At 60.1% G+C, this 25,358-nt stretch carries 20 protein-coding genes and 1 pseudogene; 9 read left to right on the top strand and 12 right to left on the bottom strand.

All coding sequences use genetic code 11. The features are described from left to right. Positions 1–101 (top strand): annotated as a pseudogene (locus B9G49_RS16190) (IS1595 family transposase); the annotation flags it as partial. 314 nt (positions 102–415) lie between these two features. Further along, on the top strand, positions 416–1,279 hold the full coding sequence (locus tag B9G49_RS16185; protein ID WP_143414688.1) for a hypothetical protein: 864 nt from the start codon (positions 416–418) through the stop codon (positions 1,277–1,279). Between the two features lie 27 nt (positions 1,280–1,306). Here B9G49_RS16185 and B9G49_RS07530 read toward each other — a convergent pair whose 3' ends face one another. The 3 genes from B9G49_RS07530 to B9G49_RS07520 are packed head-to-tail and all read right to left on the bottom strand — an operon-like array spanning position 1,307 to position 4,502. Next, complete coding sequence (locus B9G49_RS07530) at positions 1,307–1,981, bottom strand: DUF2334 domain-containing protein (protein ID WP_158093606.1); 675 nt, start codon at positions 1,979–1,981, stop codon at positions 1,307–1,309. Between the two features lie 35 nt (positions 1,982–2,016). Continuing rightward, positions 2,017–3,528, bottom strand: a complete 1,512-nt coding sequence (locus tag B9G49_RS07525) for a sulfatase (protein ID WP_086215952.1) — start codon at positions 3,526–3,528, stop codon at positions 2,017–2,019. Then, positions 3,528–4,502, bottom strand: coding sequence for an alkaline phosphatase family protein (locus B9G49_RS07520; protein WP_086215951.1), 975 nt, complete (start codon positions 4,500–4,502; stop codon positions 3,528–3,530). The genes B9G49_RS07525 and B9G49_RS07520 overlap by 1 nt, the downstream gene beginning before the upstream one ends. 378 nt (positions 4,503–4,880) lie before the next feature. Between B9G49_RS07520 and B9G49_RS16180 the strand changes: the two genes are divergently transcribed. From B9G49_RS16180 to B9G49_RS07500, 4 genes are all read left to right on the top strand, one after another. After that, positions 4,881–6,320 carry a polysaccharide biosynthesis C-terminal domain-containing protein gene (locus B9G49_RS16180; RefSeq protein ID WP_143414687.1) on the top strand — a complete coding sequence of 480 codons (1,440 nt, stop codon included), beginning with the start codon at positions 4,881–4,883 and terminating at the stop codon, positions 6,318–6,320. Between the two features lie 72 nt (positions 6,321–6,392). After that, positions 6,393–8,324 (top strand): glycosyltransferase family 39 protein, encoded by a 1,932-nt coding sequence (locus B9G49_RS07510; protein WP_086215949.1) that lies wholly within the window; start codon positions 6,393–6,395, stop codon positions 8,322–8,324. Then, complete coding sequence (locus B9G49_RS07505) at positions 8,321–9,469, top strand: sulfatase-like hydrolase/transferase (protein WP_086215948.1); 1,149 nt, start codon at positions 8,321–8,323, stop codon at positions 9,467–9,469. The genes B9G49_RS07510 and B9G49_RS07505 overlap by 4 nt, the downstream gene beginning before the upstream one ends. Positions 9,470–9,472: 3 nt before the next feature. Next, positions 9,473–10,711: a sulfatase gene (locus tag B9G49_RS07500; RefSeq protein ID WP_086215947.1), complete on the top strand. Its 1,239-nt coding sequence runs from the start codon at positions 9,473–9,475 to the stop codon at positions 10,709–10,711. A gap of 27 nt (positions 10,712–10,738) precedes the next feature. Here the strand turns inward: B9G49_RS07500 and B9G49_RS07495 are convergent, their stop codons facing one another. Continuing rightward, a complete protein-coding gene (locus tag B9G49_RS07495; RefSeq protein ID WP_086215946.1) occupies positions 10,739–11,812 on the bottom strand; it encodes a DUF2304 family protein in 1,074 nt (357 codons plus the stop codon). A gap of 185 nt (positions 11,813–11,997) precedes the next feature. On the opposite strand from B9G49_RS07495, the gene B9G49_RS07490 reads away from it, so the two are divergent. The 3 genes from B9G49_RS07490 (at position 11,998) to B9G49_RS07480 (ending at position 15,613) form a co-directional block, all read left to right on the top strand. Next, a complete protein-coding gene (locus tag B9G49_RS07490; protein WP_086215945.1) occupies positions 11,998–12,843 on the top strand; it encodes a polysaccharide deacetylase family protein in 846 nt (281 codons plus the stop codon). Beyond that, entirely contained in the window at positions 12,840–13,943 is a 1,104-nt protein-coding gene (locus B9G49_RS07485; RefSeq protein ID WP_158093605.1) for a lysylphosphatidylglycerol synthase transmembrane domain-containing protein, read from the top strand. Before B9G49_RS07490 ends, B9G49_RS07485 begins: the two co-directional genes overlap by 4 nt. Before the next feature lie 122 nt (positions 13,944–14,065). After that, complete coding sequence (locus B9G49_RS07480; RefSeq protein ID WP_086215943.1) at positions 14,066–15,613, top strand: alkaline phosphatase family protein; 1,548 nt, start codon at positions 14,066–14,068, stop codon at positions 15,611–15,613. A gap of 29 nt (positions 15,614–15,642) precedes the next feature. On the opposite strand, the gene B9G49_RS07475 is transcribed toward B9G49_RS07480, so the two are convergent. From B9G49_RS07475 to B9G49_RS07440, 8 genes are all read right to left on the bottom strand, one after another. Then, on the bottom strand, positions 15,643–16,785 hold the full coding sequence (locus B9G49_RS07475) for a glycosyltransferase family 4 protein (RefSeq protein ID WP_086215942.1): 1,143 nt from the start codon (positions 16,783–16,785) through the stop codon (positions 15,643–15,645). Then, positions 16,782–17,702 (bottom strand): glucosyl-dolichyl phosphate glucuronosyltransferase, encoded by a 921-nt coding sequence (aglG, locus tag B9G49_RS07470; protein ID WP_086215941.1) that lies wholly within the window; start codon positions 17,700–17,702, stop codon positions 16,782–16,784. The genes B9G49_RS07475 and aglG overlap by 4 nt, the downstream gene beginning before the upstream one ends. 253 nt (positions 17,703–17,955) lie before the next feature. Further along, positions 17,956–18,963 (bottom strand): NAD(P)-dependent oxidoreductase, encoded by a 1,008-nt coding sequence (locus B9G49_RS07465; RefSeq protein WP_086215940.1) that lies wholly within the window; start codon positions 18,961–18,963, stop codon positions 17,956–17,958. Then, entirely contained in the window at positions 18,960–19,949 is a 990-nt protein-coding gene (locus B9G49_RS07460) for an NAD(P)-dependent oxidoreductase (protein WP_086215939.1), read from the bottom strand. Before B9G49_RS07460 ends, B9G49_RS07465 begins: the two co-directional genes overlap by 4 nt. Next, positions 19,942–21,090, bottom strand: coding sequence for an NAD-dependent epimerase/dehydratase family protein (locus B9G49_RS07455; RefSeq protein ID WP_086215938.1), 1,149 nt, complete (start codon positions 21,088–21,090; stop codon positions 19,942–19,944). Before B9G49_RS07455 ends, B9G49_RS07460 begins: the two co-directional genes overlap by 8 nt. A 122-nt stretch (positions 21,091–21,212) precedes the next feature. Next, entirely contained in the window at positions 21,213–22,106 is an 894-nt protein-coding gene (locus tag B9G49_RS07450) for a TrmB family transcriptional regulator (protein WP_086215937.1), read from the bottom strand. A gap of 370 nt (positions 22,107–22,476) precedes the next feature. Further along, complete coding sequence (glmS, locus tag B9G49_RS07445) at positions 22,477–24,153, bottom strand: glutamine--fructose-6-phosphate transaminase (isomerizing) (RefSeq protein WP_394334815.1); 1,677 nt, start codon at positions 24,151–24,153, stop codon at positions 22,477–22,479. A 4-nt stretch (positions 24,154–24,157) separates the two neighbouring features. Then, positions 24,158–25,333 carry a sugar phosphate nucleotidyltransferase gene (locus B9G49_RS07440; RefSeq protein WP_086215936.1) on the bottom strand — a complete coding sequence of 392 codons (1,176 nt, stop codon included), beginning with the start codon at positions 25,331–25,333 and terminating at the stop codon, positions 24,158–24,160. Between the last annotated feature and the right edge of the window lie 25 nt (positions 25,334–25,358).

Here is a 25,358-nt window from a genome sequence, read left to right as displayed (position 1 = left end):
ATCGTCTCACACAGTATCTCCGAGCGTTCCAACTCAGACGAGAACTCTACCGCAAACCCGGACGAGAAGCGCTCAAAGACGCCGTCAAAGCCGCTCTCTGAAATCAACAATGTGCTACACAAGAGCGGTTCTAATAAGTTGTTAGCGCGTCGCGTGCTCGCGGTGCTGTATCCCTATAGAGACGTTGGCAGTGTTCGAATTACCCGAAGAATCGGGCTAATCGACTGGGATAGCTCGGAGCGTCTATTTAGTATTATAAATAAAACAATGTACACTGGTCGCAGACAAGATAGAGTTTCTTGACAGCTACTATCCGAACCACACTGGACGGGCATGATACTCCCTCAGCCATCGTTCTGGGATTGGCCGAACGCACACCGGACGGTTTATCGACCGCGAAGAATGACACAGAGATATGACGGAGGAACCGTTGGCTTACCGAGTACGTAAGTGGGCTCTCCAGCGTATCTCCACAGTGACAAAGCGACCCGATCAGCACGACCGTCTCGCCAAGACCGACTGGGACGTACTTGTCATCCTCGATGCGTGTCGATATGATGCCCTCCAGCGGGTGACTAGTTGGCCTGTTGAACGCTGTCGGTCACCCGGTAGTGCAACAGGTCACTGGCTCGAGGAGTGCGAGCGAACGGGTGTCCTCGAAGGAACCCATGTCGCCACGGGAAACGCCAACTACGCCAACTGGAATGTCGGAGCTGCTGAAATAAAACATGTTTGGAAAGACCATTGGAATGACAGACTCGGAAACGTCCTCCCTAACCCAGTTCTCGAGGCTGCCAATGATTTTCTCGACGAGGGCCACCGACCCGTCGTCGCTCATCTTCTACCACCTCATGCGCCATATGTTGCCGAGGTCGGCGACACGTGGATTCCCGCCTTTCCCGACTTGGACATCTGGCGACGCAACCCTAGCCGCGAAGATGAAAACAAACTTTCTCCACAGGTCGCCATGGCGTCAGGTCAAGTCGACATGGAGCGAGCCGTTGCCGGTTATCATGCCTCTGTCAAATCAACATGGGAGGTGATCCTTCCAACGATAGGCCAGTGGCTTAACGATGACCTAACTGTCGTCGTCACCGCCGACCACGGTGAGACGTTCGGCCGCTGGCGTGACTGGAAGCTCTACGGCCACCCGAACCGCGTCCACGTTCGTCCGCTCGTTGAGGTACCGTGGATAACGTTCGAGCAGGCCACTCCTATGGTTGACAGTGCCGCTGAAAACGCTCAAGAAAAACTTGAGGCACTCGGCTATGTAGAATAACTGTTTCATAACACAACAAAAACACCGTTAGTAACTCATTCCTGCCGAATCGATAAGCCGGCTTAGTGTCGATCGGTTGCGCCACCAGTCGACTATTTCTGACGGTGTCCGTAGCCTATCTTCGTAGCCCGCGACAGCTTTCGCGTTCCTCATCGGGTGGTCCTCTAGTTGCGGATGTGACACTAATGTTACCACGCCCGCACCGAGCATGGATGGTGTGATAGCTGGGACGTGCGTCGGGACGAGAGTGATCCCTTCTACTGTACGTGGGAACGGCCAACGGCCCTCATTAATACAGTCGAAGTCATTAGCAGCGAGCGCACGGATAGTTGTCCGGTCGTACTCGTGCCAAGGCGGTATGAATGTCGTGGGTTCGATGTCATGCGACTCAAGGATATCTCGACCTGCTCCGATCCGTCGCTTTTGTTCGTCATAGTCCAATCCCCCGAACTCGCTACGTTCATCATAGAGTAGGCCGCCGCGGCCTTTGCCAACATCCTCGTGTTCGTATCCGTGCTGAGCAATTTCCCAACCATTCCGGCGGAGTTCGTGGAGAAACTCAACCACGTCTGCACTCAAACGATTCCCTTCGAATTTTGGACAGACAGCAATAACACCACGGAGACCGCGGTCATCGTACCGCGAGAGTACTTCAACCCACGTATCGTTGTCGACATCTTGGTGGTAGTCGTCGAAGCGCAAACAGACCAGAGAGAACCGCGTTATACCCGACCACATCACAAGTAGCCGAGATCTTTAAGTTGTTCCTCAAGCCCTCCGTCTTCAGGCACCTCGAATTCCCCAGGGTTATCCAGCGGATCAAGTGTTTCCCGCAGGACGGCTAGCAATTCGTCGGCTACTTCAGGTTGCTCACCAAGGAGGTCTCGTTCCTCATCCGGATCGTCGCGCCAAGCGTAGAGTTCACGCTCACACTCTTCTTCTGGTGATCCGGTGACGATGAGCTTGTGTTCGTCACTACGGACCGACTGTAGCGGACGAGCGAATTGCTCCGCGTCGAAGTCGGGATATTTGCGCCGAAGTCGCTTGATGGGACCATCGAAGCCCGCATACTCCGCAAACGTGTAATCGTGATAGCTGCGGTCCTCAAAGCCCAGTAGGCTCTCCGTCAGACGATAATTGGGTACTGGCCCCCCAGCAGTCTCGAGGAAAGTTGGATAGAGATCAACGAGCGACACTTGGTTGTTGATCTCTTGTCCGTTTGGCGCGGTCTCTGCGGGTTGGACCTCTGATCCGTTGTCTGAGCGCGGAGGCTTAATCACAAGTGGAACGTGAAGGAGAGAGTCGTAGAGCGAAAAGATGTGACTCGTGAGCCCACCATGGTCGCCGAAATTATCGCCGTGATCTGCGGTGACGACGACCATCGTGTCCTCGTAGACGCCTCTCGATTCCAAGAAGTCCATTAAATCGCTGATTCGGTCATCGACATATCGGACTGCGCCGTCGTACCACGCCTTGATAACAGCCCATTCCTCGTCGGTCATCTCCACATCGCCGACGAAGACGCCGTCGCCACCACTATGTGATACCCCTCTGAGTTTCTCAATGTCGTAGCCTGGATGATCTTGTGCTTTTCCGCCTAGCGCCTCTATGGTCCGCTCAAGGAACTCCCAACGCGGTCGCTCCAGTCCCTCGGTGAACATTTGCTTGTACGGTCGCGGCGGGTTAAACGGTTGATGAGCCGTCTTAGCATTGATAAACCCGAAGAAGGGTTCGCCATCATCAGCGGCGTCGTCGATGAATCGCTTGAGTCGATCGTACTTATACCAAGTCTTGTCGTCAGGTCCACGTGTGAGAGAGAGCCCGACCTGCTTAGCGAATGAACGGTCACTCAAGACCTTCTGTGCGAAGCCGAGATCCGGGTTGATGCGACGTGTCTCGACGTACTCGTCGACACCACGAGCATACCCGCGGCTCTTCCGTATGTGTGCGCCCGCGCTCGCGGCGAAGGTCCGGTAACCTTGACCCTTGAGCGCCTCGGATAGCGTTTCCAACTCGTCAGGAATTCTCAGAGAATTAGCGTAAATACCCGTGTGTGATGGATACTTGCCGGTGAAGATAGCGCCGTGGACCGTCGGTGTCCAGATTGACGGTGCGAAGGCGTTATTATAGCGGACACCTTCCTCGGCTAGTCTTGTCATTGCCGGCGTCGTCTCGCGCTCGTAACCGTACGTCGAGCAGTGGTCTATGCGTAGTGCGTCAGTAACGAGGAATAGAATGTTCGGTTGCATCACAGATACCCCAGATCTTCGAGTTGTCCTTTGACCTCTGCGGAGTTGGTCTCTGAAAACGACTTCTCCTCTTGATCACTACTGTGATCGGTGCTGCCGAGTTCCGCTTCGACCGCCGATCGGACATTCACGACACTATCGATCGCCTCTATCATTGACTCTTCAGTTCCAGCAACCATTGCTTCGTCGGTGTGGACACCGTCTTGTAGGCCGTGGTCACTGACCAGCAGGAGTTCGTCTTCATCGGTGAGATCGTCGCGCAGTTCACCGACGAATTCATCAAGTTCGTCATACGCTGCTCGCTGTAGGGCAGGCCTGTCGTAGGTGACGTGCCCAACGAGATCAAGCCCGCTCGTATAGGCGAAAACAAGTTCGTAGTGTCCGCCACGGAGTGCCCGACGAGCGCGGGCGATACGGACCATCGACATCTCTAAGCACTGTTCGTAGAACTTGTAGGGGTCTGTCGAAGTGTGTCCGCCAGTCGCGTCGGGGTCTCGTTTGAAGAGATCGCCTAGCGATCGCCGGAGATTATGTTCGCGGTCGTCACTTTCAGGATCAACAACATAGTTGGGGACGCCGATCGCCGTCGCCTCGCGATCGTGGAACAGTGTTTCTATCCCCTTATTCTCGTAGTACGTGGCAGAAGTACGGAAAGCCTCCGCCTCCGTGTTAGTCAACAACCAAGCACCAATGCGGGTCTGAAGGGTATCTGGTAAAAAGAAGTCAGCGACAGTGCTACCGAGTCTGAGAAGGGGATTCCCCCAAGCAACGCCGTCGTTTTCAAGCGTAAGGCCATGCTCCTTAGGTCGTAATCCAGTTATTATCGTCGGCCAGAGCTCGTGGGTACTTGGCTCACCCATGGAACTTTTGATAGTCTCGATAGATCGATGAGCAGCAAGTGTCAGGTTAGGGTGTGTGTCCGGATCGACGAGGTCCGGATCCAACGCGTCGATCCCTAGCACCACGACAGTCATTGTTCAGTGATTCTATTCCCGTGAATAAATCCGTTTGGATCCGACCGTAATTGTCGAGTCACAGTCGCTGCGATCACGCTAACCGCGATACAATACAGTCGCGCCCGCAGATGAACGTGCTACACGATCATGATCCGGTCCATCAGTTACGGACATCCGGAAGCGGCACAATCGTTCTAGTGTATCCCTTCGTATAAACCATGAGTAATAGAATTATCTGCTACCGGGCGGAAGGCATCAGATCACAAGGGATTCATATGATCCCAAAGGATTCTCATTCGTGTCGAACGAAGGCCGACCGTCGGCCGACCGCTCATCTCAGATCGACCTCGGTGTGTCACAGACAGGAGACCCGTGTTCGATCGGAGGGGGTTCCTCGTGAGCTCACGGCCAGGAAAAACGACCATTGTTTATTTTTTCTCCCAAGTCGGAACAACGCTTGCGGGCGGAATCGCAACTTGGTATATTAACGCCGAACTCGGTCCCGGTCCGTACGGGGAGTATTCGATCGCGGTCGCGTTCCTCTTCTGGCTGAACATTCCGGCGAGTGCGCTAGGTGAGGCCGTCAAGAAACGCGTCAGCGAAGGGGACAACCGCGGATCGTTTCTGACGGCTGGCCATGCGCTCAACCTCGCGGTTCACATTGTTCTCACCGCTCTGATCCTCGCCTTCGGTGAGCAGGTGAACATTCTCGTCGGCCTCGAAGTTGCCCGCTACTTCGCAGCGCTGGTCGCGGCACGAGCACTGTTTGATCTCGCACTCTCATCACTACGAGGATACAAGCAGGTAGGCACTTCTGGTGGGTTGAAGACTCTTGAGCAAATCTTCCGGTCGGGTATCCATATTGGGACTCTCTTCTTTCTTGGTGTCGGCGTCGGTGGTCTCGTTCTTGGCCACGCAACAGCGATGTTCTTGGCGACTGCCGTGGGTCTTACTCTGCTTGACGGCCGGCCAAATCGCCCTAAGCGCCGCCACTTCACTGGATTGCTAAAATACGCCCGCTACTCGTGGCTGGGCACGCTCAAGACCCGCGCATTCGCTTGGACAGACGTACTCGTAATGCGTGGGTTAAGTCTCTCAGTTATTGGCTTGGCGGCGGTTTCGAAGTCCGAGATTGGTATCTACAAGGTTGCTTGGACAGTTGCTTCTGTACTTGCGCTAGTCAGTATCGCGATCAAACAGACGTTGTTCCCTGAGTTCTCCGAACTCGGCGTTGACGAAGACTACGAACGCGTCCATCATTTCCTCAACGAAGGACTCACGTTCACGGGCATTTTCGCTATTCCAGGTATGTTTGGGGCCCTCGTCGTCGGCGACACTATTCTTACAATCTTTGGACCAGAGTATGCTCGCGGCGGAGCGATTCTCGTGATCCTCATCAGCTCGCGTCTACTGGCCGCTTACGGGGAACAGTTCCTCAACACAATCAACGCGATCGACCGTCCCGATGTCGCCTTCCGTGTGAATCTCGCATACGTTGCGGCGAACGTTGTGCTGAATTTCGGGCTGATCACGTTATTCGGCTGGTACGGCGCCGCCTTCGCGACTGCGCTCGCATCGTTTACTAGTCTCGTCCTCGGTGCGTACGCCCTTCAAGATATCATCGGATCGCCAGACATACCGTTCGGTGAGCTTGGGAGTCAGACCCTCGCGGCAACTGTCATGCTCGGCGCCGTTCTTGGCCTCCGGCGATTCCTCCCACAGACGCTCGCGTGGACTCTCGCTCTCGTTGCCTTCGGAGCCGCAGTCTATGTGGTCGTACTGATTGGCCTCTCATCCCGGATCCGACGAAAGGCAATCGGGTTCCTCCCGGGTTGATCAACCTGTGGACAGGTGCCACGGTTGTAAGAGATTGGTAACCTTTTCGAGTTGGAGGCCGCAATTGAACATATGATATCCGTCATTTCCACCCTCAGAGACGCAGCCAAGCGCGTCTTTACTCCCGTGCGTGCGGATCTCAAGGCTGATCCCTCATTGCGGTACGTCCTGCTTCTCGCACTCGCAACCTGCGGGTTTGGAGTCTGGTTCCGCGTCCCGAATTTTGCCGGACCAGACGAGTACTCTCGGTTGCTCCAGCCGATGAAAGCTGCCGGTGAGTTCGTCGCCGATCCGGGACTCGAGTCGATTCGTCGGGGCGTGACTGACGGACGAGCGCTAGGAGCGACGTTCTACCTCTACGCGATTATCCTCGCACCAGTGTTCCTGCTAGTCGTTGTGAGCGGACAGCTCGGTGAATTTGCGACCCTTGGAACGATCCAGTCACGCTGGGATCTGTGGCATGCGGCACCGGCGTGGTTCTGGAAAGCATCGCTCTTGCTCGGTCGACTCGTCAGCGTCGCACTGGGTGTCGGATGCGTGTACCTCACTTACCGGCTCGGCGTTCGGCTGAAAGGACGCTTCGCCGGCAAATTCGCCGCCGTGCTGCTCGCACTCTCGCCCGGCTTCTTTTCGCAAACACACCTCGTCGGTGAGGACGCACCCATGCTGTTTCTACTGTTGGCGACGATCCTCCTCGCTGATCGTTACATTGAGACCGGTGACACCGCGACGTTTCTGTGGGGTTCATTTACTGGTGGGCTCGCCATTGCGTTCAAACTATCCGGTGGTGTAGCGGCTATCGTCCTTGGGGCTGCCCTATTCGTCCGTGCGGCCCGTAGCGACGACCCGACCGACGAGTTGGCCAGACCGGTGGTTGTCCTCGGCGGTCTAGTTGTTGGTACTTTGACAATTTGGGTAGGCATCCCAAGCGTCTTACTCGGTGGACCGGCGGAACTGCTCACACGTGTCGGCGGGTCGATCGCCTCGAAAACCACTAAAACAGGCGGCCTCGATGCGCCAATCTCCTACTGGCTGTTGCGCCAGTATGTCCGGGGACTAGGACTACCGCTTTTTGTTACTGTAGTCGTCGGAACAGCCGTCTCAGCCCGACGCGTCGCATCCCGGTGGAGACGCGTCAATGCGCTCTACCTGTTGCTGTTCGTCTCTATGTGCGTCTTCCTGCTCGTCTACTCGCGCTGGGAGTTTGTCCGGCTCCGTCACATCGTCCCGACGTTCCCGCCGTTACTTGTCCTGCTCGGAGCGGTTGCGGACCGCTGGTGGGAGTCAAAATCTTGGGGGACGCAAACGGCCGTCCGCGCGATAATCACACTAGTAGTCGTATCGACAGTTCTCACTGCCGGCCTCGGGGAGATGGGATACGTCACCGAACCTCGTGACCAAGCAACCGCTTGGATCGAGTCCAACACCGAGCAGGAGGAACGCGTCGAAGTCTACGAGAACTCTATCGCCGACGTTGCGGTACCTCACGACCGGAAGACGATCCACTACGACTACCCTGAAGAACAGGCCACTTTGAATAGTTCTCTCGTGTTAAACGAGTCTCGGTATACCGACTGGATGCGATCCATGCCCGAGCGCAGTCCCGCGTACATCCAGATCACCTCGAACGAACTCACCTACATCGATCCGGCGAGTACCGATTACCGCCAGTACCCGGAGCGTCGCGAGTATATCGCGGGACTGCTCGGCGGCGAATATAATTACACGGTCGTCGCGGAGTTCGGTCGCTGGGAGCGGACGGCGACCCTCCGAGACGACTTCATCCGGGCGATCTTCCGCCCAGAGATCGGCGGTCAGGAGGACTACGTCGCGATACTTGTCCATGAAGACTGGAAGGCCACAGCTAACAGTACCGAAAATAGTGTACTCATCGAATCGACCACAGCAAAACGCAAGACACTCCATCACCCGTCCACACATGGTACGAAAGTTCCGAAGGGGTTGTATACATCCTCAGAGAAGGCAGTGGTGAACGCCGAATGAGAGACGTCGTCCTGCTAACGGCAGATTCAGTCCGTCGCGACCATACGGATGCGATGCCGTATCTCGAGTCACACGACGTTATGACAGGCGTAACCGCCGGTCACTATACACGTCCGAGTCTCGCCGCCCTACAGTCTTCCCGACTTCGTGCCTCGATCCAGTCGAAGGTGATCGGCCCCGCGCTGGCCGAAGTGTTCAACGACGCAGGCTATGAGACCATTGGGCTCGTCCCGACCGCACAGGCCGATCCCGCTTTTGGTTTCGACTCGGGGTTCGACCACTACGACAACTATATGAGCGGGTCGGGCAACGCCGCGAAGAACCGTCGGAGCAATCTGCGAGAGTACCTCGGTTCGTTCGATATCATTCGGCAGATCTACCGACGCGTATACCCGATGGAGGCGAACATGGCTGACCTGCCCCCCGACGACGATGTCGTCGACGAGGCGATCGAGCGTTTCAATGACACCAAGGGACCCAGATTCCTCTGGGTCCATCAGATGGACAGCCATCGGCCCTACGGCAGAGGAGACGACGCGATCCCGAAGTCGATCGACCGGAAAGCCGAGGCGAGCGGTTCCCGCCACTGGTTCGGTTCCTCGGAGGTCTCTGGACAGGAACGACAGACCATCATCGACGCCTACCGGAACGCGCTCGGCCGCGTCGACGACCGGATCGAACGCCTAGTCGATGGTATTGACGCCAAGGACCCGATCGTCGCTTTCGCAGCCGACCACGGTGACGAGTTTGGCGAAGACGGATACTACTATCACCAAGGGTACCGCCGGCGAGTAGTGGATCCGATCATCCGCGTCCCGGTCGTCTTTGACGGCATCAAAACGGTCGGTGACAGGTGTAGTTTGCTGGATATTGGCCCGACGCTCGCTAGTGCCGTCGATGCTCAGGTACCGGCCAAATGGCAGGGAAACGACCTTAGTGGGACTCGGACGGAGCAGACGATCACCGTTGCTCCGTGGCACGAGTCGGCAACGGTCGCGTGGCAGGACTTCGAACGGAAGCTCGTCGCTCGCGATGCCGATGTCTCGATCACCGACAGCGAGGGCGAAGTAATGGTCGAACGAACGGATGTCTCTGAGGAAGTGGAAGCGCAACTCCGCGATCTCGGCTACTCCGACGCTGGATAATATATGGCCGGTAATAACCTTCTGTTCGTCTGTGTCGACTGTCTACGAAGCGACTTCGTCGGCACCGACCACGCTGATACGCCGTTCATTGACAATCTCGTCGCCAGTGGGATCGACTACCGCGAAATGTACGCAACGGCAACAACGACCACCCCCTGCGTCACGAGCTTCATGACAGGGACCTATTCCGAACATAACGGTGTCTATTCGCTCGAAGAAGCTCGTCTCAATGAGTCGGTCCCGACGCTCGCTGAACACCTCTCAGCGGCAGGGTACGAGACGACGGCAATGGTCACCGGCCCGATCGTTGCCGATACGGGGCTCGATCGGGGTTTCGACGAGTACGCCTATCGTGATCGCAACGAAGAACTCGTTGGCGACTGGTTCGACGAGGCGGTAGCGACGCTCGAAGGTCTGGAAGAACCGTTCTTTTGCTATTTACACCTCTGGGAGATCCACGACCCGGTCCGCGTCCCCGACACTTACGACGACCCTGAATACGGAAGATATCCGTATGCCCGAACTCTCTCCGCACTCGACCGATCGTTGGAGCAGTTGTGCGACCACCTCCCATCGAACACGGCAATTGCCCTCCACGGCGACCACGGCGAAGCCTTTGCGTATCGCGACAGCTACCTCCACCGAGTCCTGAAAGTGCTCCGCACTGGCCTCCGTTATGGTCTCGGTATCGACACGCGAGCAATCGAGCGTCGGCTAAAGCGCCGGTTCGACAGCGATCCGTCGGTCCCCGACCACTTCATGGAGGATGGACACGGCGAGAACGTCTTCGACTTCGCCTCAAACGTCCCGTTTGTCCTCTTCGGTCCCGACATTGACTCAGCGACTGTCGAAAGACAGGTACGCCAGGTCGATATCCTTCCGACTCTGCTTGAGTATGTCGGGGTCGATCCGAGCAACGACCGGCCGATAGACGGCGAGTCGTTGCTCCCTCCCGGCTCCGTCAGCGACCGGGACGCGTATATCCGTGCCTGTGGTAAATCGTTAATCCGAGAAGCGAACTGGCAGCGTGCGGTCCGAGCGGCCGATCACAAGTACGTCGAGTACGTCGGCCGCGACTGGGACACAGAACTGTACGATCTAGAGACCGACCCGCTGGAACTGAACCCCATCGAGAATGACCGGATCGCAACCCAACTCAAACACCGGATGCCCGAGGAAGATATCCGTGACGGAGAATCGCTGGAAATCGACGGCCTTCTCCGCGATTTGGGATACAAATAAACGGACAGTTCGACACCTTTCGGCCGGTTACCTGATCCAAGTTATGAGGATAGTGCGCGCCAGTCCGACCGCATAGCCGAGTTTCGGCTTCTTTGTCTCGCCAGCCTCGCGCTCGTGAATCGTGACTGGTACTTCGACGATACGTAGGCCGTTCTTCCGCGATTCAATGATGAGTTCCGGTGCTGAAAAGCGCTCTTCTGTGAGTGTTAACTCGTCAAGCCGAGAGCCGCGGATGGCGCGGAATCCGTTCGTACAGTCGGTGATATCAGTTTTCGCCAGTCGGTTTATCAGCCAAGTAAATGTCCGGATACCGCCCCGTCGAGTGATGGAGTTGCCGGAATTGTCTTCGCCGCGGTACCGAGATCCGAGCACGTAGTCGGCTTCGCCGCCGACAATCGGTCGGATAAGTTCGTCGAGCTGGCCTACCGGATGCTGGCCGTCGGCGTCCATGGTGACAACAATGTCGGCAGCGTGCTGGCGTGAGATGTCGAACCCGGTCCGGAGTGCGCCTCCCTGTCCTTGGTTAATCGGGTGTTCAACGACGATAGCGTCGTACTCGTCAGCAGTTCGGCGGGTTACGTCGTCTGAGCCGTCGGAGACGACTACTGGCCGGACGTGGTAGCCTTGTATGCGTTCGGGCAGTTCAGCCAGAACATTGCCGATTGTCTCTGCCTCGTTGTACGCCGGGATGACGACGTACAGGGTCGATTTGTCGTGATTGATATCAGTACTGGCTTGTTCAACGGTCAGGTTTCGAGTTAGATCCCTGACCACACGTCTTGTGCTGTTGAGTTGAGAGACGAGATAAAAAATAAGAATCAAAAAAGAAATGTTAGCGAAGATCTGGATCAGGAGAAATCGGCTCTCGAGATTGAGCAAGCCAGCTATCATGCTGTAGAGGCCGGGCGCAAAGGCAATGGTCAGCAGACCGAGTGCGACTCCGACCGCGAGCCCGAACTCCACTCGGGAGAAGGTGGTGCGGTACCGCTCGAATCCCCATAGTGCCGTCACAACGGACAAAACAAGAAACAGCAGCGTCAGCGCCTGATTGCTTAGGCCTGGTAAAGTGGTAAGGAGAGGCGAAGGCGGGATTGGCCACATCTGTTCACCTCGTTGAACAGACTTGATCAATTTGTATCTGCCGGTACTAGATCAAGAGTCCCGCGCCAGCGACCGTGGCGTGCCAGCGGCTTGCGGAGCCGATTGGGTGTCCTGCCTCTACACGGTAACGAAGGCGAATCACCCAAGTGGAGCGGAAATCTAGGAGCGGATAAGCCATTCCGTCGATGTCCACACAACAGGCCGCACTCTCCGTCGACTTCGAGTACTTCTCTCATCTGCCAGCCTACCGCCGCGCGCCAGGGGAAACCGATTTATCGGAGGTGGGCCTTGACGGCGTCACGACCTTGCTTGATGCGTTCGAGAGCGTGGAGGGGACTGGCACGTTCTTCACCGTCGGTGAGATCGCTGACAGTAGTCCATCAGTACTCGGTCGTATTATTGACGCTGGACATGAGGTCGGGTCGCACACACACACACATCAGCACCTCTCTGAACTTTCTGCGTCTGAACGCTGTGAAGAACTTGAGAGATCAAAAGATCGCCTCGAAGCCGTGACGGGTAAGGAGATCGTCGGCTTCCGCGCACCGTCGTTCGATATGGGTCTTGAACACTTTCGAACCCTCGCCGAAGAGGGCTACGAATACGACTCCAGCGTTGTCCCTTGTCGATCCATCCCCGGCTGGTACGGTGGCGAGTTCGAGACTGAGGAGCCGTCACCGGCTCGTGAGATTGATCCGGATGCCCCCGCGGGTATCGCCGAGGTCCCAGTGTCGGTGATGCCCGGGGTGCGACTGCCACTGACGGGTACTTGGCTCCGTTTTTTTGGAGTCAATTACACGATACTCGGCATGCGGCTGCTTGCGCGGCGCGGAATTTCGCCGGTACTGTACATCCATCCGTGGGAACTCGTCGATTTGCCGGCCGTCAACGGTATCCCGAAACGGGTGTACGTCCGAACCGGAGACTACATGCGTCAGGCAGTCCGTCGAATCCTTGCTGAACCGTTCGACTTCGTTACTATCCGGGATCTCGCCGATCAGACTACGCCAAGCGAGAGTGGATCAGCGTGAGCGAGAACGAAGACGAACGTAACTCGAGTGCCGACAACCAATCTTCCCCAACGTCGTCTGACGGCGGCCGTGGTTGGCGGAAAACAGCTATCAACGTCGCCCAATGGACGATCGCCCTCGGAGCCTTCTGGTACGTGGCGCGGGACATCGACTGGGAAGTGACGCTCGTTGAACTGAACACGCTCGGTCCGACCGTGATTGTCGGCGTACTGATTATTACGACGCTAGAGTTCGGTTCACGCTTTACCATGTGGTACGCGCTGCTGAACGGCCGTGAACAGACAAGCTTCGAGACGACGGCCCGGATCGACCTTGTAATAAAGTTCATCAACCACGTCATTCCGTCGAAGGCGTCAGGACACTCCGTCGCACCACTGATTTTGCGGTACTATACCGACACCAACTGGAGCGAAGCGGTCAGCATTGCTGGCCTCAACACGGGTCTTTATGCCACCCTCTACGGATTCGTAGCTCTGCTTGGGCTGGCCGTTTTCATGGCAAAACTCACCGGCGGTTGGATCGTTGCTATCCTCTTCTCGACTGGAATCTACCTCGTTGCGGGTGGGCTTATCATGCTCGCTGGGCGACGTATGGATATTGTCGGACAGTTGGTTAGTCGACTGGGAAAGTTGTTTAGTGTGGTCCCATGGATCGGTAATCGACTTACCAGCCTCGTTGGTTCTCTTCCTTCGTTTACGACTAAGTCCGCAGGCATATTTCGTGCGCTGTCCACTCGAACGTCTGTCATCATCCCGTACGTCTTGGGGTGGGCGGGAACGCTCATGATATTTCCCGCCCTGCGGGTCTGGCTCGTTCTCACCGCACTCGGTGGTGAGTTTTCTCCCGCCATCCTGCTGCCAATCGTACTTGTGATGGCCTACAGTGTGACCGTCCTGCCGCTGACGCCAGGCGGGGTTGGCGTTGCGGAGGCATCTGCGACCGCCGTGTTCGTGAGTTTGGGCGTCGCGCCTGAAATCGCGCCGGTGGTGATCCTCATCGATCGATCGTTCGGCGTCTACCTCCCCGCGCTACTAGGTTGGCTCCCCGCTTCGAACATCGATATGTCTGACGTACTCACACGCCGTGGTGATGAGGGGTGAAGTGGGCGAGTTCATATTCATGATAATTTAACCGCAGAACCAGATCTTTGACTGGTATTAGTTGCCACCTGCCAGTTAGGTGAACGAAACGTATTTCTGACGCCATCGCGCGTTTTCCGACAATGACTCGGACCTTCGTTGTCGGCCTTGACGGCGCAAGCTGGCTCCTGACCAAACCTTGGGTCGATGAGGGGCTCCTGCCCAACTTAGCTGAGCTCCGTCAGACCGGCACGTACGCGACGAGCCAGAGCTGTCTCCCCCCCGTAACGTATCCAAACTGGAAGTGCTACTCTTCTGGCAAGAACCCCGGAAAACACAGCGTCTACTGGTGGGAACGAATCAACCTCGCCGACGAGCGTATTGACATTATGAGTGGCAGAGATTACAAGACGGCCGAGTTGTGGGACTATCTTAACGCGGATGGCCAGCGTGTCGGGGTCATTAATATGCCTTCGATGTACCCGCCCCGCGAAATCGACGGATACGTCGTTTCCGGGGGTCCAGACGCTGTTGAGGGTGAATATCGCTCGCTCGACTCTGGATACACTTTTCCGTCGGAGTTTGAATCCGAACTTACAGACCGCTATGGGTATCAGGTCCACCCCGACCCCCTTCTATCCTCGAACGAAGAACTCGGTGCCGAGGTTGATGAGATCCTGCGTCTGCTAGAACTCCGTCTGGAGGTTGCCCGCGATCTCTTTCTCGAAGAGAACCTCGAATTTACGCATGTCACACTCTTCTATCTGAACGTCTTACATCACTTCTTTTGGGACGACAAACCGACTAAGCGCGCGTGGCAGCTGGTCGACGAGTGGCTGGGAGAACTCGACAAGTTAGAAAATGTAAATCTTGTTATCATGTCTGATCACGGCGCTGCGCCAACGACTACTGAATTCTACGTCAATGAGTGGCTCGCGGAGAACGGGTACCTCGTTCGCACGAGCGGTGTTGAGGACTACCTACAAAGGTTTGGTCTCACTCGAGAAAATGCGCTCAATATTGCCAAGCGGTTCGGGATCGTGGATTTTCTCGCAAAAAACGTACCTGAGGCCCTACAGGAGATCGTTCCGCAAAGCGCTGGTGCCAAGCGTGAGCGGAAGATGGAACTGATCGACCCTCAGAAAACGAAGGCCCTCGCCAGTGGTCAAGGGCCGATTTATCTCAATTCCCACTTCGACGTGGAGTCAGTTCGTGAGCAACTCATCGCTGATCTAAAACGGGTCACTGACAACAGCGGTAATTCACTCTTTGCCGATGTCTATCGCGCAGAGGAGGTTTACGACGGTCCGTATGTCGATATCGGGCCTGATGTCGTGGTCGACCAGCGCCCCGGCGTCCACGTCAACGACGGCATGGGCGGCGATGCGGTTATGACCGAGCCCGACCGCTGGGCGGCCGAGAATACGCCTAAGGGTATTTTTGTCGCAAACGGCCCGGACTTCCGGAACCGTGAGGAGATCTCGGACATTGATATACGCGACATCGCACCGACACTTCTCGCAAACCACGGCGTTGACGTGCCGACAGACATGGATGGTGATGTTCTCGACATTTTCATCGACAGCCCCGAAGTCGGCACTCAAGCGCCGATTGATCACAAAAAGATCAACGCCGGTGGGGCGTCCGACGAAGTCGTCGACCGACTCACTGAACTCGGCTATATGGAGTGAACAAGTATCGATAAGGAGCGTGGCCGGGCTTAGACTCTGTCGCCACCCACACGTTCGAGTATGTCTCGGTAGCGTTCGACTGCGGCGGTGTAGCTGTACCTGTCTTCGATGAGGCGTCGACCGGTTACACTCACGGTCTCAAGGTCGGGGCGGGTAAGCGCGTCCTGGATTGCATCGGCGACGCCATCTGGAGTCTCTTCGTGGAGGTGGAACCCAGTCTCGCCGTCGCGAACGACATCGGGTACGCCAGAGACGGGCGTGGATAGGACCGGAGTTCCACAGGCCAACGACTCGAGGATCGTAGTCGGCAGGCCTTCTGTCGGGTGAGAGGGGAGGACAAGTAGCCGCATCCGGTTCAGTTCGGCCGGGATGTCTTCGTGAGTCACCCAGCCAGCGAATTCGATGTTGGAATCGTCTCCGGTTGTTGATTCGAGTTCTTCACGAAGGGGCCCATCGCCGACGAATCGAAAGGTGATATTGTCTGGGAGGCGGCGGGCGGCTTGTGCGAGCGTTCGGACGTTTTTTTCTTCGTCAAGCCGTCCGACGAAGCCAACGACGCGGTCGCGGTTCGCGTACGGTTCTTGAGCTGTGAACGTCTCTGTGTCCACGTACCGGGCACCGTGCGGGAAGAGCTTTGACTGGAAGTCGTCGACTCCAAGTTCGTCGGCCATCGCAGGCGTATAGGTAATGATCGCATCCGAGAGGTGGTAGCAGGCGCGTTGAAGTGCCCAGACAGACCCGGCAAGAGTACGCGCGACCGGCGTCGGAAGCGTTTGATCCCAATTCAGTCGGAGTGTGAGTGGAACATCGCCGCGTGGTTCCAGAACGACGGTCTTCCCGAGCAGCCGACAGAAGAGTACAGGGAGGAGGTAGGATGTCGCGCCGAAGAAGAGTACGATGTCTTCGTCGCGGCTGGCGATGGCTTGGCACATGCGTATTTGATTCCTGATAAAGCGTAGCGCCGCTGTGAGGGCGTTCGACTGGCCGGCACCCTCGTTGGTTATCTCCACGACATCATAACGATCCCAAATCGTCGAATCCTCAGGAAGATCCGCAGTAACCAGTGAAACGCTCGTTATCCCGCTGATAATATTAAGTAGCGTTCGTGTTGCGTTCTCCCCAGCAGCGCTGAGCGGGTGGGTAACGACACAGACGTCAGTATTCCCAGTCATTGGTACTTTGTGAACCCGTACAGATATCCTCCGCCGACACACCCAGTAAGGAGCAGCAGCGTCAGTAACTGTACCACCGCTGTAATCGACGGCCCCCGAGCTAAGCCTTTCACCCGACCGGGAACGAAGTCCACGATCAGATCTCGCAGAAACTCTCCTTCCTCACCACCGGACTCGGGGACTAACGTCTCCATCGCTCGTTTTGAGTAGCCCTGCCAGAACGCACGATCCAGCAACCACAAGGGTTCTGTTCGGTACTCAAACACTTTGTGTGCCACTGTCGCATCAGGGTTGTACCACACCGGTTCTCCGTGTTCTATGGCCAACCTCGCACAGAGTTCCGTCTCCCCTCCCTGTAGATTTGCGTCCCCCTTTCGTCCGCCGATATCCGTGTCGAATCCGCCAAGTTCCAGAAACGCTTCCCGATCGAACGAGATATTCGAACCGAAGGTGTTCCGGACCCACCCGGGACCATCAGCGAACCCGAGGTGAGTCACGCCGACCAGCCAGTAAAACTCCTCGGGAAGATATGACGGCCTCCCGGCAACCCAGTTGCCGACCATCTTCCCGCCAACCGCGAGTGTATCCTGCTCTTCGTATCCACGAACCAACTCCTCGACCCACTCTTCGTTCGCGACGGCGTCATCATCGATAAACGCCACCACGTCTCCGTCCGCTAGCTCTGCGCCGGTGTTCCGGCTCTCCAGTAGGCCGACATTCTCCTCGTTACAGTGAACGACCACATTGTCGTGATCGCCGTAATCCTCAACTGCTCGGTCGTACACTTCGTCGGTGCCGTCGACGACGACGACCAGTTCCGTTTCGTCGTAGGTCTGGTCAAGCACGCTCTCGGCTGCCTCCTGGAAGTGATCGTACATCTCCAGCGAGTACGTACAGAGGACGACCGATACTCTCACTACCAGCAGTCAAACGGAGCACCGACAAATGGTTTCTGGGTTTCCGTTCGAGAACAAGATGTCCGTACCTTCTCTGTCATACCCGTGATTGTGGCCTTCTTATCACCGGTCACCTGTTTACGTAGCCAATTGACTTCGATTGAAAACTAGACCGGTGGCCACTAAATCCTCATGCTTGAAGACGATATGTCTGGGCGGTGCTCGAAGGCGTGGTGGAACTCCAACGATCAGACCAATATCGTGGAGTTCTCTCCTATAATAACCGTGTGATTGATTGATCCACGCTCTCTTTCGGCCCCCACCCTAACTCCTCGCGAGCAGCCGAAACGTCCACTCCAAACTCTTCTACCATCGTCTCATCGCTACGCGGATTCTCAACCAGTTTCACGTCCACATCTCGCTCGCGTTCCTCACGCGCCGTCTGTTGAACGGTGTCCGCGACCTCCATCACGCTTATATCCTCGTCACTAGCAATTTCATACGTCTCCGTCCCGGTCTCCCCACGCTCCAACTGCCCCAACAGCCGCTCCGCGCTCCGCACGTATGCCCGCGCTACGTCCTTCACGTGAACGAAGTTCCGCGCCTGCGTCCCGGGCTCGTACACCGTCAACGTCTCACCGGCGAGCGCCCGGTTCACGAAGAAGTTGATCACGGTCGGCTTCCCAACCTCTGTTCCGTCAACTCCGTGTTCGCCGTAGAGGTTCGACTTCAGGAAGAGATGCGCCGGGAACGCGCCGTCCGCGAACGACTCAATCGATCGCTCGCCGAGCAACTTCGTCCGCCCGTACCAATTCAACGGATCCCGCGGCTGGTCGGAAGTGATCGGGAACTCCTCGGGATCGCCTAACACGGCCATACTGAACGGGAAGGCCAACGCGGCGCCCGTCTTCCGGCAGAACCACGCCACGTTGTTCGTCCCCGTGACGTTCACCTCGTACGCCAGGTCGGGGTTCTCATCGCAGTCGTCGACGCCGCTGATCGCCGCGAGGTGACACACCACGTCCGCGCCAGCGAGCGCGTCCTCCAGCCGGTCGCGGTTCCGAACGTCCACGTGCTTGATGTCGACGTCGCCGATCGAATCTACCTGCCCGCGATACTGGTTGTCGATCGCGATGAGCTCCCAGTCGGGATACGCCTCCTGGAACTCGACGATCACACGACTGCCGATGTACCCGGCCGCGCCAGTGACCGCGATCGTCGGCGTCTCGGTTGACCTGCCGCTGCTCTTGCTGTCCGCTTCGGTCTCTGTCGTATCAGTCATCCCTGAATCGCCTCCGTACCGGTCAGTTCGCTCACGATGTTGCGGATCCCCTCGCGCAGCGTCCACTCCGTCTCAAAGCCCGTCTCGGCCAGGCGGTCGAAGTTCACGTGATAGGAGGGGCCGGGCTGTTCGTCTTCGAGATACGTCACGTCTAGGTCGCGCTCCAGTTCCTCGCGGACGATTTCCGCGATTTCGCTGATGCGGTAGTTCCCCTCGTTCGATCCGACGTTGTACACCCGCTTGGGCCACGCGTCCGGATCCAAGGCGGCGTCGAGGTACGCTCTCGCCGCGTCGCGCACGTGGATGAACGGGCGCCAGTTCGAGCCGTCGCCGTACACCGTCAGCGGCCGGTCGGTGAGCCCGCGGAAGACGAAGTGGTTCACCACGAGGTTGAAGCGGACCCCCGGCGACCACCCGTAGTTCGTGCTCATGCGGAGCGCGGTCGCGTCGAAGTCGTACGCCTCGACCGCCTCGTCGAGCAGGCGCTCGCAGGCGACCTTCGACTCGGCGTACGGGTTGAGCGGGTTCTGCTCGGTCGTCTCGTCGATGTCGCGGCTCGCTGCGCGCCCGTAGTTGTTACACGAGGAGGCGACCACGACGCTGTCGACGTCGAACTTCCCCGCGGCCGTGAGCACGTTCTCGGTGCCGTCGCGGTTGACCGCGAACGTCTCCTCGCGCCGGTCGTGCGTCGACGCGGCGCCGGTGATCGCCGCGAGGTGGATCACGGCGTCGGCGCCGCGGGTCGCACTCTCGACGGCGCCGTACTCCCGCACGTCGCCGCGGCGGAAGTCGAGCCGGTCGCCGACGCAACCGGCGAGATGCGCCGGCGAGCCCGCCGCCAGCGAGTCGAGGACGACGACATCGCTCACGCGGGAATCGTCGAGCAGGCGCGGGACGAGCGCGCTCCCGATGTAGCCGCAGCCGCCGGTGACGAGGACGCGCCGGCCGTCGCCGCGGGCGGCGTCGGTCTCGCCCGACTCACTCATCGGTCAGCACGCCCGGCAGGAACCGCTCCTCGTGGGCCGCGATCCGGTCCCGCTCCTCGACGAGCGTCCCGAGCACGTCGCGGATACCCGCTTCGAGCTCCTGCCGCTGGCCGCCGACCAGGTCGAGGAACCGCTCGTTCTCCATCTCCATCTTGTGTTCCTCGTCCTCTTCGCGCGGGTTCTCGTAGTGCTTCACTTCCGCGTCGAGGTCGAACTCCGCCCCGACCTCGGCGATCGTCTCCGCGAGCTCGACGATCGCGATCGGCCGGGTGACCTGGTTGTACACGTCGATTCCGTCGTCCCCGGAGTGACCCTCGTCGACGAGTCGGACGAGGCTCTCGACGGCGTCTTCGAGGCTCACCATCGGCTTGCGCTGCTCGCCTTTGCCGTACACCGTGATCGGGTAGCCGGCGACCGCCTGCGCGCAGAACCGATTCACGACGGTGCCGAAGTAGTAGTCGAAGTCGAACCGCGTCGGGCTCTCGTGGGCACGGGTCTCCTCGGTCTCGGTGCCGTAGACGATGGCGGTCCGGACCTCGCTCATCGGGAACTCGAACTGCGACTCCGCGAGCCGCATGTTCGCCGCGTCGAACGACTTCGTCTGGTGGTACCAGCTGCCGCCCATCGCCGGGAACGGGACCTCGTCCGTGCCGCCCTTCCGATCGACCTCCAGTCCGCCCTCGGGAATCGGGAAGTGCGGGGCGCCGTAGATGCCGGTCGTCGTCGTCTCGATGAAGTGGGTGTCCGACAGCCCCGTCTCGTGGAGGCCGTGGAGCAGGTTCAGCGTCATCGAGACGTTGTTGCGCTGGGTGTACAGCGCGCGCTCGCCGTTGATCGACGAGTAGGGCGCGCTGGGCTGGGCGGCCGCGTGGAGCACGGTGTCGGGCTCGTGGGTGTCCAGCAGCTGGAGGACGAAGTCGCGGTCCGCGAGGTCGCCCTCGACCAGGCTGAGGTTCTCGACGCGCCCGAACCGCTCTTCGGGCTCTTCGACCCGCGTCGCCGACACGCTACCCGACTCGGCGACCCAGTCGCGCCGCGAGAAGTCGTCGACGCAGACGATCCGTTCGTCGACGCGGTCGGCCAGTCGCAGCGCGGTCGGCCATCCGAGGTACCCGTCGGCACCGGTGAGTAGCACAGTCATCGTTACTCGGTGGTCGAGTAACTACGAGTAAATGCTTTGCGGTTAGGTTCGCTGTCGCGAGAGCGACCGGGGCGAGAGCGACGCGTCCGCGCCGGTCGACGCCGCCCCAGTCGGCGCTCACACTACTCGACGGCGCCTCCGCCCGCGGTCGGGTCGCGTTCGGCGTCGGGGTCCGGATCGGCGGGGACGCTCTCGTGGCGCCACAGCAGGTCGAAGTACTGCCACATGCCCGCCACGAACGACGGATTCTCGGTCACCGCGGCCTGCCGGTGGTGGTTCGGCACGTCCTCCTGTTCGACCATGAGCAGCCCCTGTCCGGACTCGTACGACAGGCTCGGGTCGACGAAGGTTCCGCGCCACGGAAGTACGCGGTCGCTCACGCGCACCGCGACCGACGGGAACTCCGCGGCGAGCGAATCGCGGATCTCGGCCTGTCGCTCCCGGTTCTCCGCCGAGAGCGAGTCGGGGTTCAACAGTAGCACGTCGATGTCGACACCGCGGTCGACCGCGTCCCGCATCGCCGGCCGGACCGCGTCGACGTACCCGAAGCTCTTCGAGAGCACGTACACCGCCTCCTCCGCCTCGCTGAACAGCCGCCGCGTCTCGCGCTCGCTCGGCTCCCCCACGTCGACGACGTGGAACAGGTCCTCGGTCGGGCTGAGCTCGTCGACGCCGCGGTCGCGGACCGGTGCGTACTCGTCGACGAACGCTTCCTCGACGGCCGCCACGTCCTCGCGGAACCGCTCGTAGGCGTGCCGGCGGTTCTCGACCGCGCGCTCGGCGATCGCCGCCGGCTCGTGGGGCTCGTACCGCTTCGGACGGCCCGGGATCACCTTCACGTACCCGGCCTCCGAGAGCGCGTCGAGGACGCCGTAGATCCGCGCCTTCGGGATCCCGGTCGCCTCGGCGAGGTCGGGCGCCGTGGTCCGGCCGAGGAGCAGCAGCTCCTCTAACGCGTCGGCTTCGTACTCCGTCAGATCGAGCAACGAGAAGAGGTCTTCCCCGGAATCGGCCATAGGCGTTCGTCCTCGTTCGCTCCGTAAGTACGTACTGGTGTCGCCGGAAAGGTTATTACGTGGGCGCTAATACGGTTACTCAGAACATGAGTAACTCCGACCTCACCGACGACGCGCACCTCGCCGACGTCCCCGACGGCGCGGGCTGTACGGAAATTTGGGAGCGCCTCTCCGACGGCCGCGACGAGGAACCGGACGAGGAGTAGCGACTAATTTTCTGGGCGCCGATTTCTGCGGTTCACCGGCCCGATACCGGCTCGACGCCGGTTCGAGCCTCGGGTACCGCCGGGTGTGGATGCGGAACAAACGCCGGGTGTCGAACGGAGCAAACACCGCGGAACAAGCGCCGCCGAAAAGAGCCGAAACTGCGCTACTCGACCGTGACGCTCTTCGCGAGGTTCCGCGGCTTGTCGATCGATCGGCCCTTATCGTTCGCCACGTGGTACGCGAACAGCTGGAGGTAGACGTTCGCGACGAGCGGTTCTGCGATCCCAACGTCCGGGACCGGAAGCGACACGTCCAGCGTACTGTACTCGTCGCCGGCGGAGACGCAGCCGATCGCGGGCGCTCCGCGCGTCTGCGCCTCGGTCACGTTGTTCATCGTCTCGTCGGCGCGCGCGCCGTCGGTCAAGACGGCCAGCACGGGCGTGTCGGGCGTCACGAGCGCGAGCGGGCCGTGTTTTAGCTCGCCGGCGGGGAAGCCCTCGGCGTGGTCGTAGGAGATCTCCTTGAGCTTCAGCGCGCCCTCCAGCGCGACCGGGACGCCGAGCTTCCGGCCGACGAAGAAGAACGCCTCGCTGTCGCCGTACTCGGTCGCGGCCTCACGCACGCGGTCCTCGTTGTCGAGGACCTGCTGGACCGCACCGGGGAGGTCGCGGAGCCCCTCCAGCACGGGGCGCGCGTCGGCGGCGGCCAGCGCGCCGCGCTCGCGGCCGATCGCCACCGCGAGCATCGTCAGCGTCGCCACCTGCGAGGCGAACGTCTTCGTCGCGGCCACGCCGATCTCGGGGCCGGCCCGGATGAACGCGGTGTCGTCCACCTCGCGTGTGACGGTGCTGCCGAGCGTGTTCGTCACGGCGAACGTCCGCGCCCCGGCCGCGTTCGCGCGGCGGATCGCACCGAGCGTGTCGGCGGTCTCGCCGCTCTGGGTCACGGCGACGACGAGCGTGCGGTCGGCGCTGCGGCCCGCGCCGAACTCGTACTCGCTCGCGGTCTCGACGGTCGCGCGCACGCCGGACAGGTCCTCGAACAGCTGCGCGGCGTAGCGGCCCGCGTAGTTGGAGGTGCCGCACGCGACGATCTGGATCTCCTCGAGGTCGGCGAGGAAGCCCGGCGGGAACGAGACGTCGAGGTCGGCGTCACCGGCGTCGACGTCGAGCCGTCCCGCGATGGTCTGGCGCAGCGACTCCGGCTGCTCGTGGATCTCCTTCCGCATGTAGTGTTCGTAGCCGCCCTTCTCGGCCGCGTCGGCCTCCCACGTCACCGTCTCCGTCTCGCGGTCGACCAGCTCGCCGTCGGCGTAGACCTCGACGCCCTCGGCCGACAGCGACGCCACGTCGCCGTCCTCGAGGTAGGTCACGTCCCGGGTGTGTTCGAGGAACGCCGTCACGTCGCTGGCGACGAAGGTGGCGTCCTCGTCGTGGCCCAACACGAGGGGGCTGCCCCGGCGCGCCACGACGATCCGGTCGTCGCCATCGCGGACCGCACAGATCGCGTAGCTCCCCTCCAGCCGGCTCTCGACGGCTCGCACCGCGTCGAGGAGGCCGCCGGCGCCCGACGCCGCCGCGAGTTCCTCCTCGATCAGGTGCGGGATGACCTCGGTGTCGGTGTCGCTCGTGAACTCGTGGTCGGACAGCTCCGTCTTGAGCGCCTCGTGGTTCTCGACGATCCCGTTGTGGACGACGGCGACGTCGCCGACGCAGTCGGTGTGCGGATGGGCGTTCTCGTCCGTCGGCGGACCGTGCGTGCTCCAGCGCGTGTGCCCGACGTGGCCGACTCTCCGTCGTCCAGCGCGATACCGTCGCCGATGTAGCCGGTGATTCCACACATCGTTATCCCCTCCGAACGACCGCGCCCGACTCGATCCGCCCGTCGATCACGACCCCCGCGTCGGCGGTGACGTCGTCGCCGACGACCGCGCCGTCGGCGAGCGTCGCGCCGCTCCCGACGGTGGCGTTGTCGCCGACCACGCCGCCGAGCTCAACGCCGCGGTGGACGGCGTCGCCCACGACGACCGTCGCCGGGCCGCCGGCGACCGTCGCGTTCGGACCGATCCGGGCGTTGCCGGCGACGATCGCGTCCCTGACCACCGCCCCGGCGCCGATCACGGCGTCGGGGAAGATCACGGCGTTCTCCACGACCGCGCCCGCCTCGACGGTCGCGTTACTGCCGACCGCGGTGCTGCCGCCGATCGTCACGTTCGGGCCCACGCGGACGTTGCCCGCGAGCGCTGCGTCGTCGGCGACGGTCACCGAGTCGCCGAAGGTGGGACCGTCGGCGTCCGACGCCCCGGAATCGCCGATCAGTGCCGCGTTCACGGTCAGGAGGTCCCATAGGTTCGACACGTCGAGCCAGCGGCCGTCGTACCGGACGGCGGACAGCGTTTCGGTCGCGGCGAGGTCGTCGAGCGTCGCCGTGATCGCCAGCTCGCCGGCCACGTGCGTCTCGCGGATCGCGTCGAAGACGGCCGGGGAGAAGGCGTAGACGCCGGCGTTGATCTGATTCGTCTCGACGGCCCCCTCCGGCTTCTCGTCGATGTCAGTCACGCGGTCGCCGTCGAGCGTCACCACGCCGTACTGGCGCGGGTTCGCGGCGGTCGTGACGGCCATCGCGGGGAGGTCGTCGTCGATCGCCCGGTCGCGGACCTGCGAGACGACGGCGGGGTCGACGATCCGATCGCCGTTGAGCACGACGAACGGGCCGTCGACGACCGGCTCGGCCTGTAACACGGCGTGGCCGGTTCCCAGCTGGGTCGACTGCTCGACGTACTCGATCGTCACCCCCCAGTCGTCGCCGTCGCCGAAGTGGTTCCGGATGCGCTCCTGCTCGTAGCCGACGACGAGGACGATCCGGTCGATCGCCGTCGCCGTGATCGCCTCGACCACGTGTTCGAGCAGGGGCCGGTTCGCCACCGGCACCATCGGCTTCGGCCGCCGGTTCGTCAGCGGCGTCAGGCGCCGTCCCTCGCCCGCGGCGAGGATCACCGCGGTCACGGATTCGCTTCCCATACGGGAACGGTCCGTCCGCCGCGAT

Origin of the sequence: Halorubrum sp. SD683, assembly GCF_002135045.1 — an archaeon.
Taxonomy (GTDB): domain Archaea; phylum Halobacteriota; class Halobacteria; order Halobacteriales; family Haloferacaceae; genus Halorubrum; species Halorubrum ezzemoulense.
The sequence above is the reverse complement of the archived record's forward strand: the minus strand, read 5'-3'. Positions and strand labels throughout refer to the sequence as shown.

Excerpts from the sequence above, each read along its gene's own strand:
- B9G49_RS07460 (WP_086215939.1), bottom strand. The coding sequence starts at position 19,949 with ATGAGTGAGTCGGGCGAGACCGACGCCGCCCGCGGCGACGGCCGGCGC.
- B9G49_RS07495 (WP_086215946.1), bottom strand. The coding sequence starts at position 11,812 with ATGTGGCCAATCCCGCCTTCGCCTCTCCTTACCACTTTACCAGGCCTA.
- B9G49_RS07520 (WP_086215951.1), bottom strand. The coding sequence starts at position 4,502 with ATGACTGTCGTGGTGCTAGGGATCGACGCGTTGGATCCGGACCTCGTC.
- B9G49_RS07465 (WP_086215940.1), bottom strand. The coding sequence starts at position 18,963 with ATGACTGATACGACAGAGACCGAAGCGGACAGCAAGAGCAGCGGCAGG.
- B9G49_RS16185 (WP_143414688.1), top strand. The coding sequence starts at position 416 with ATGACGGAGGAACCGTTGGCTTACCGAGTACGTAAGTGGGCTCTCCAG.
- B9G49_RS07505 (WP_086215948.1), top strand. The coding sequence starts at position 8,321 with ATGAGAGACGTCGTCCTGCTAACGGCAGATTCAGTCCGTCGCGACCAT.
- B9G49_RS07475 (WP_086215942.1), bottom strand. The coding sequence starts at position 16,785 with ATGACTGGGAATACTGACGTCTGTGTCGTTACCCACCCGCTCAGCGCT.
- B9G49_RS07450 (WP_086215937.1), bottom strand. The coding sequence starts at position 22,106 with ATGGCCGATTCCGGGGAAGACCTCTTCTCGTTGCTCGATCTGACGGAG.
- B9G49_RS07455 (WP_086215938.1), bottom strand. The coding sequence starts at position 21,090 with ATGACTGTGCTACTCACCGGTGCCGACGGGTACCTCGGATGGCCGACC.
- B9G49_RS07510 (WP_086215949.1), top strand. The coding sequence starts at position 6,393 with ATGATATCCGTCATTTCCACCCTCAGAGACGCAGCCAAGCGCGTCTTT.
- B9G49_RS07500 (WP_086215947.1), top strand. The coding sequence starts at position 9,473 with ATGGCCGGTAATAACCTTCTGTTCGTCTGTGTCGACTGTCTACGAAGC.
- B9G49_RS07480 (WP_086215943.1), top strand. The coding sequence starts at position 14,066 with ATGACTCGGACCTTCGTTGTCGGCCTTGACGGCGCAAGCTGGCTCCTG.
- B9G49_RS07440 (WP_086215936.1), bottom strand. The coding sequence starts at position 25,333 with ATGGGAAGCGAATCCGTGACCGCGGTGATCCTCGCCGCGGGCGAGGGA.
- B9G49_RS07525 (WP_086215952.1), bottom strand. The coding sequence starts at position 3,528 with ATGCAACCGAACATTCTATTCCTCGTTACTGACGCACTACGCATAGAC.
- B9G49_RS07490 (WP_086215945.1), top strand. The coding sequence starts at position 11,998 with ATGTCCACACAACAGGCCGCACTCTCCGTCGACTTCGAGTACTTCTCT.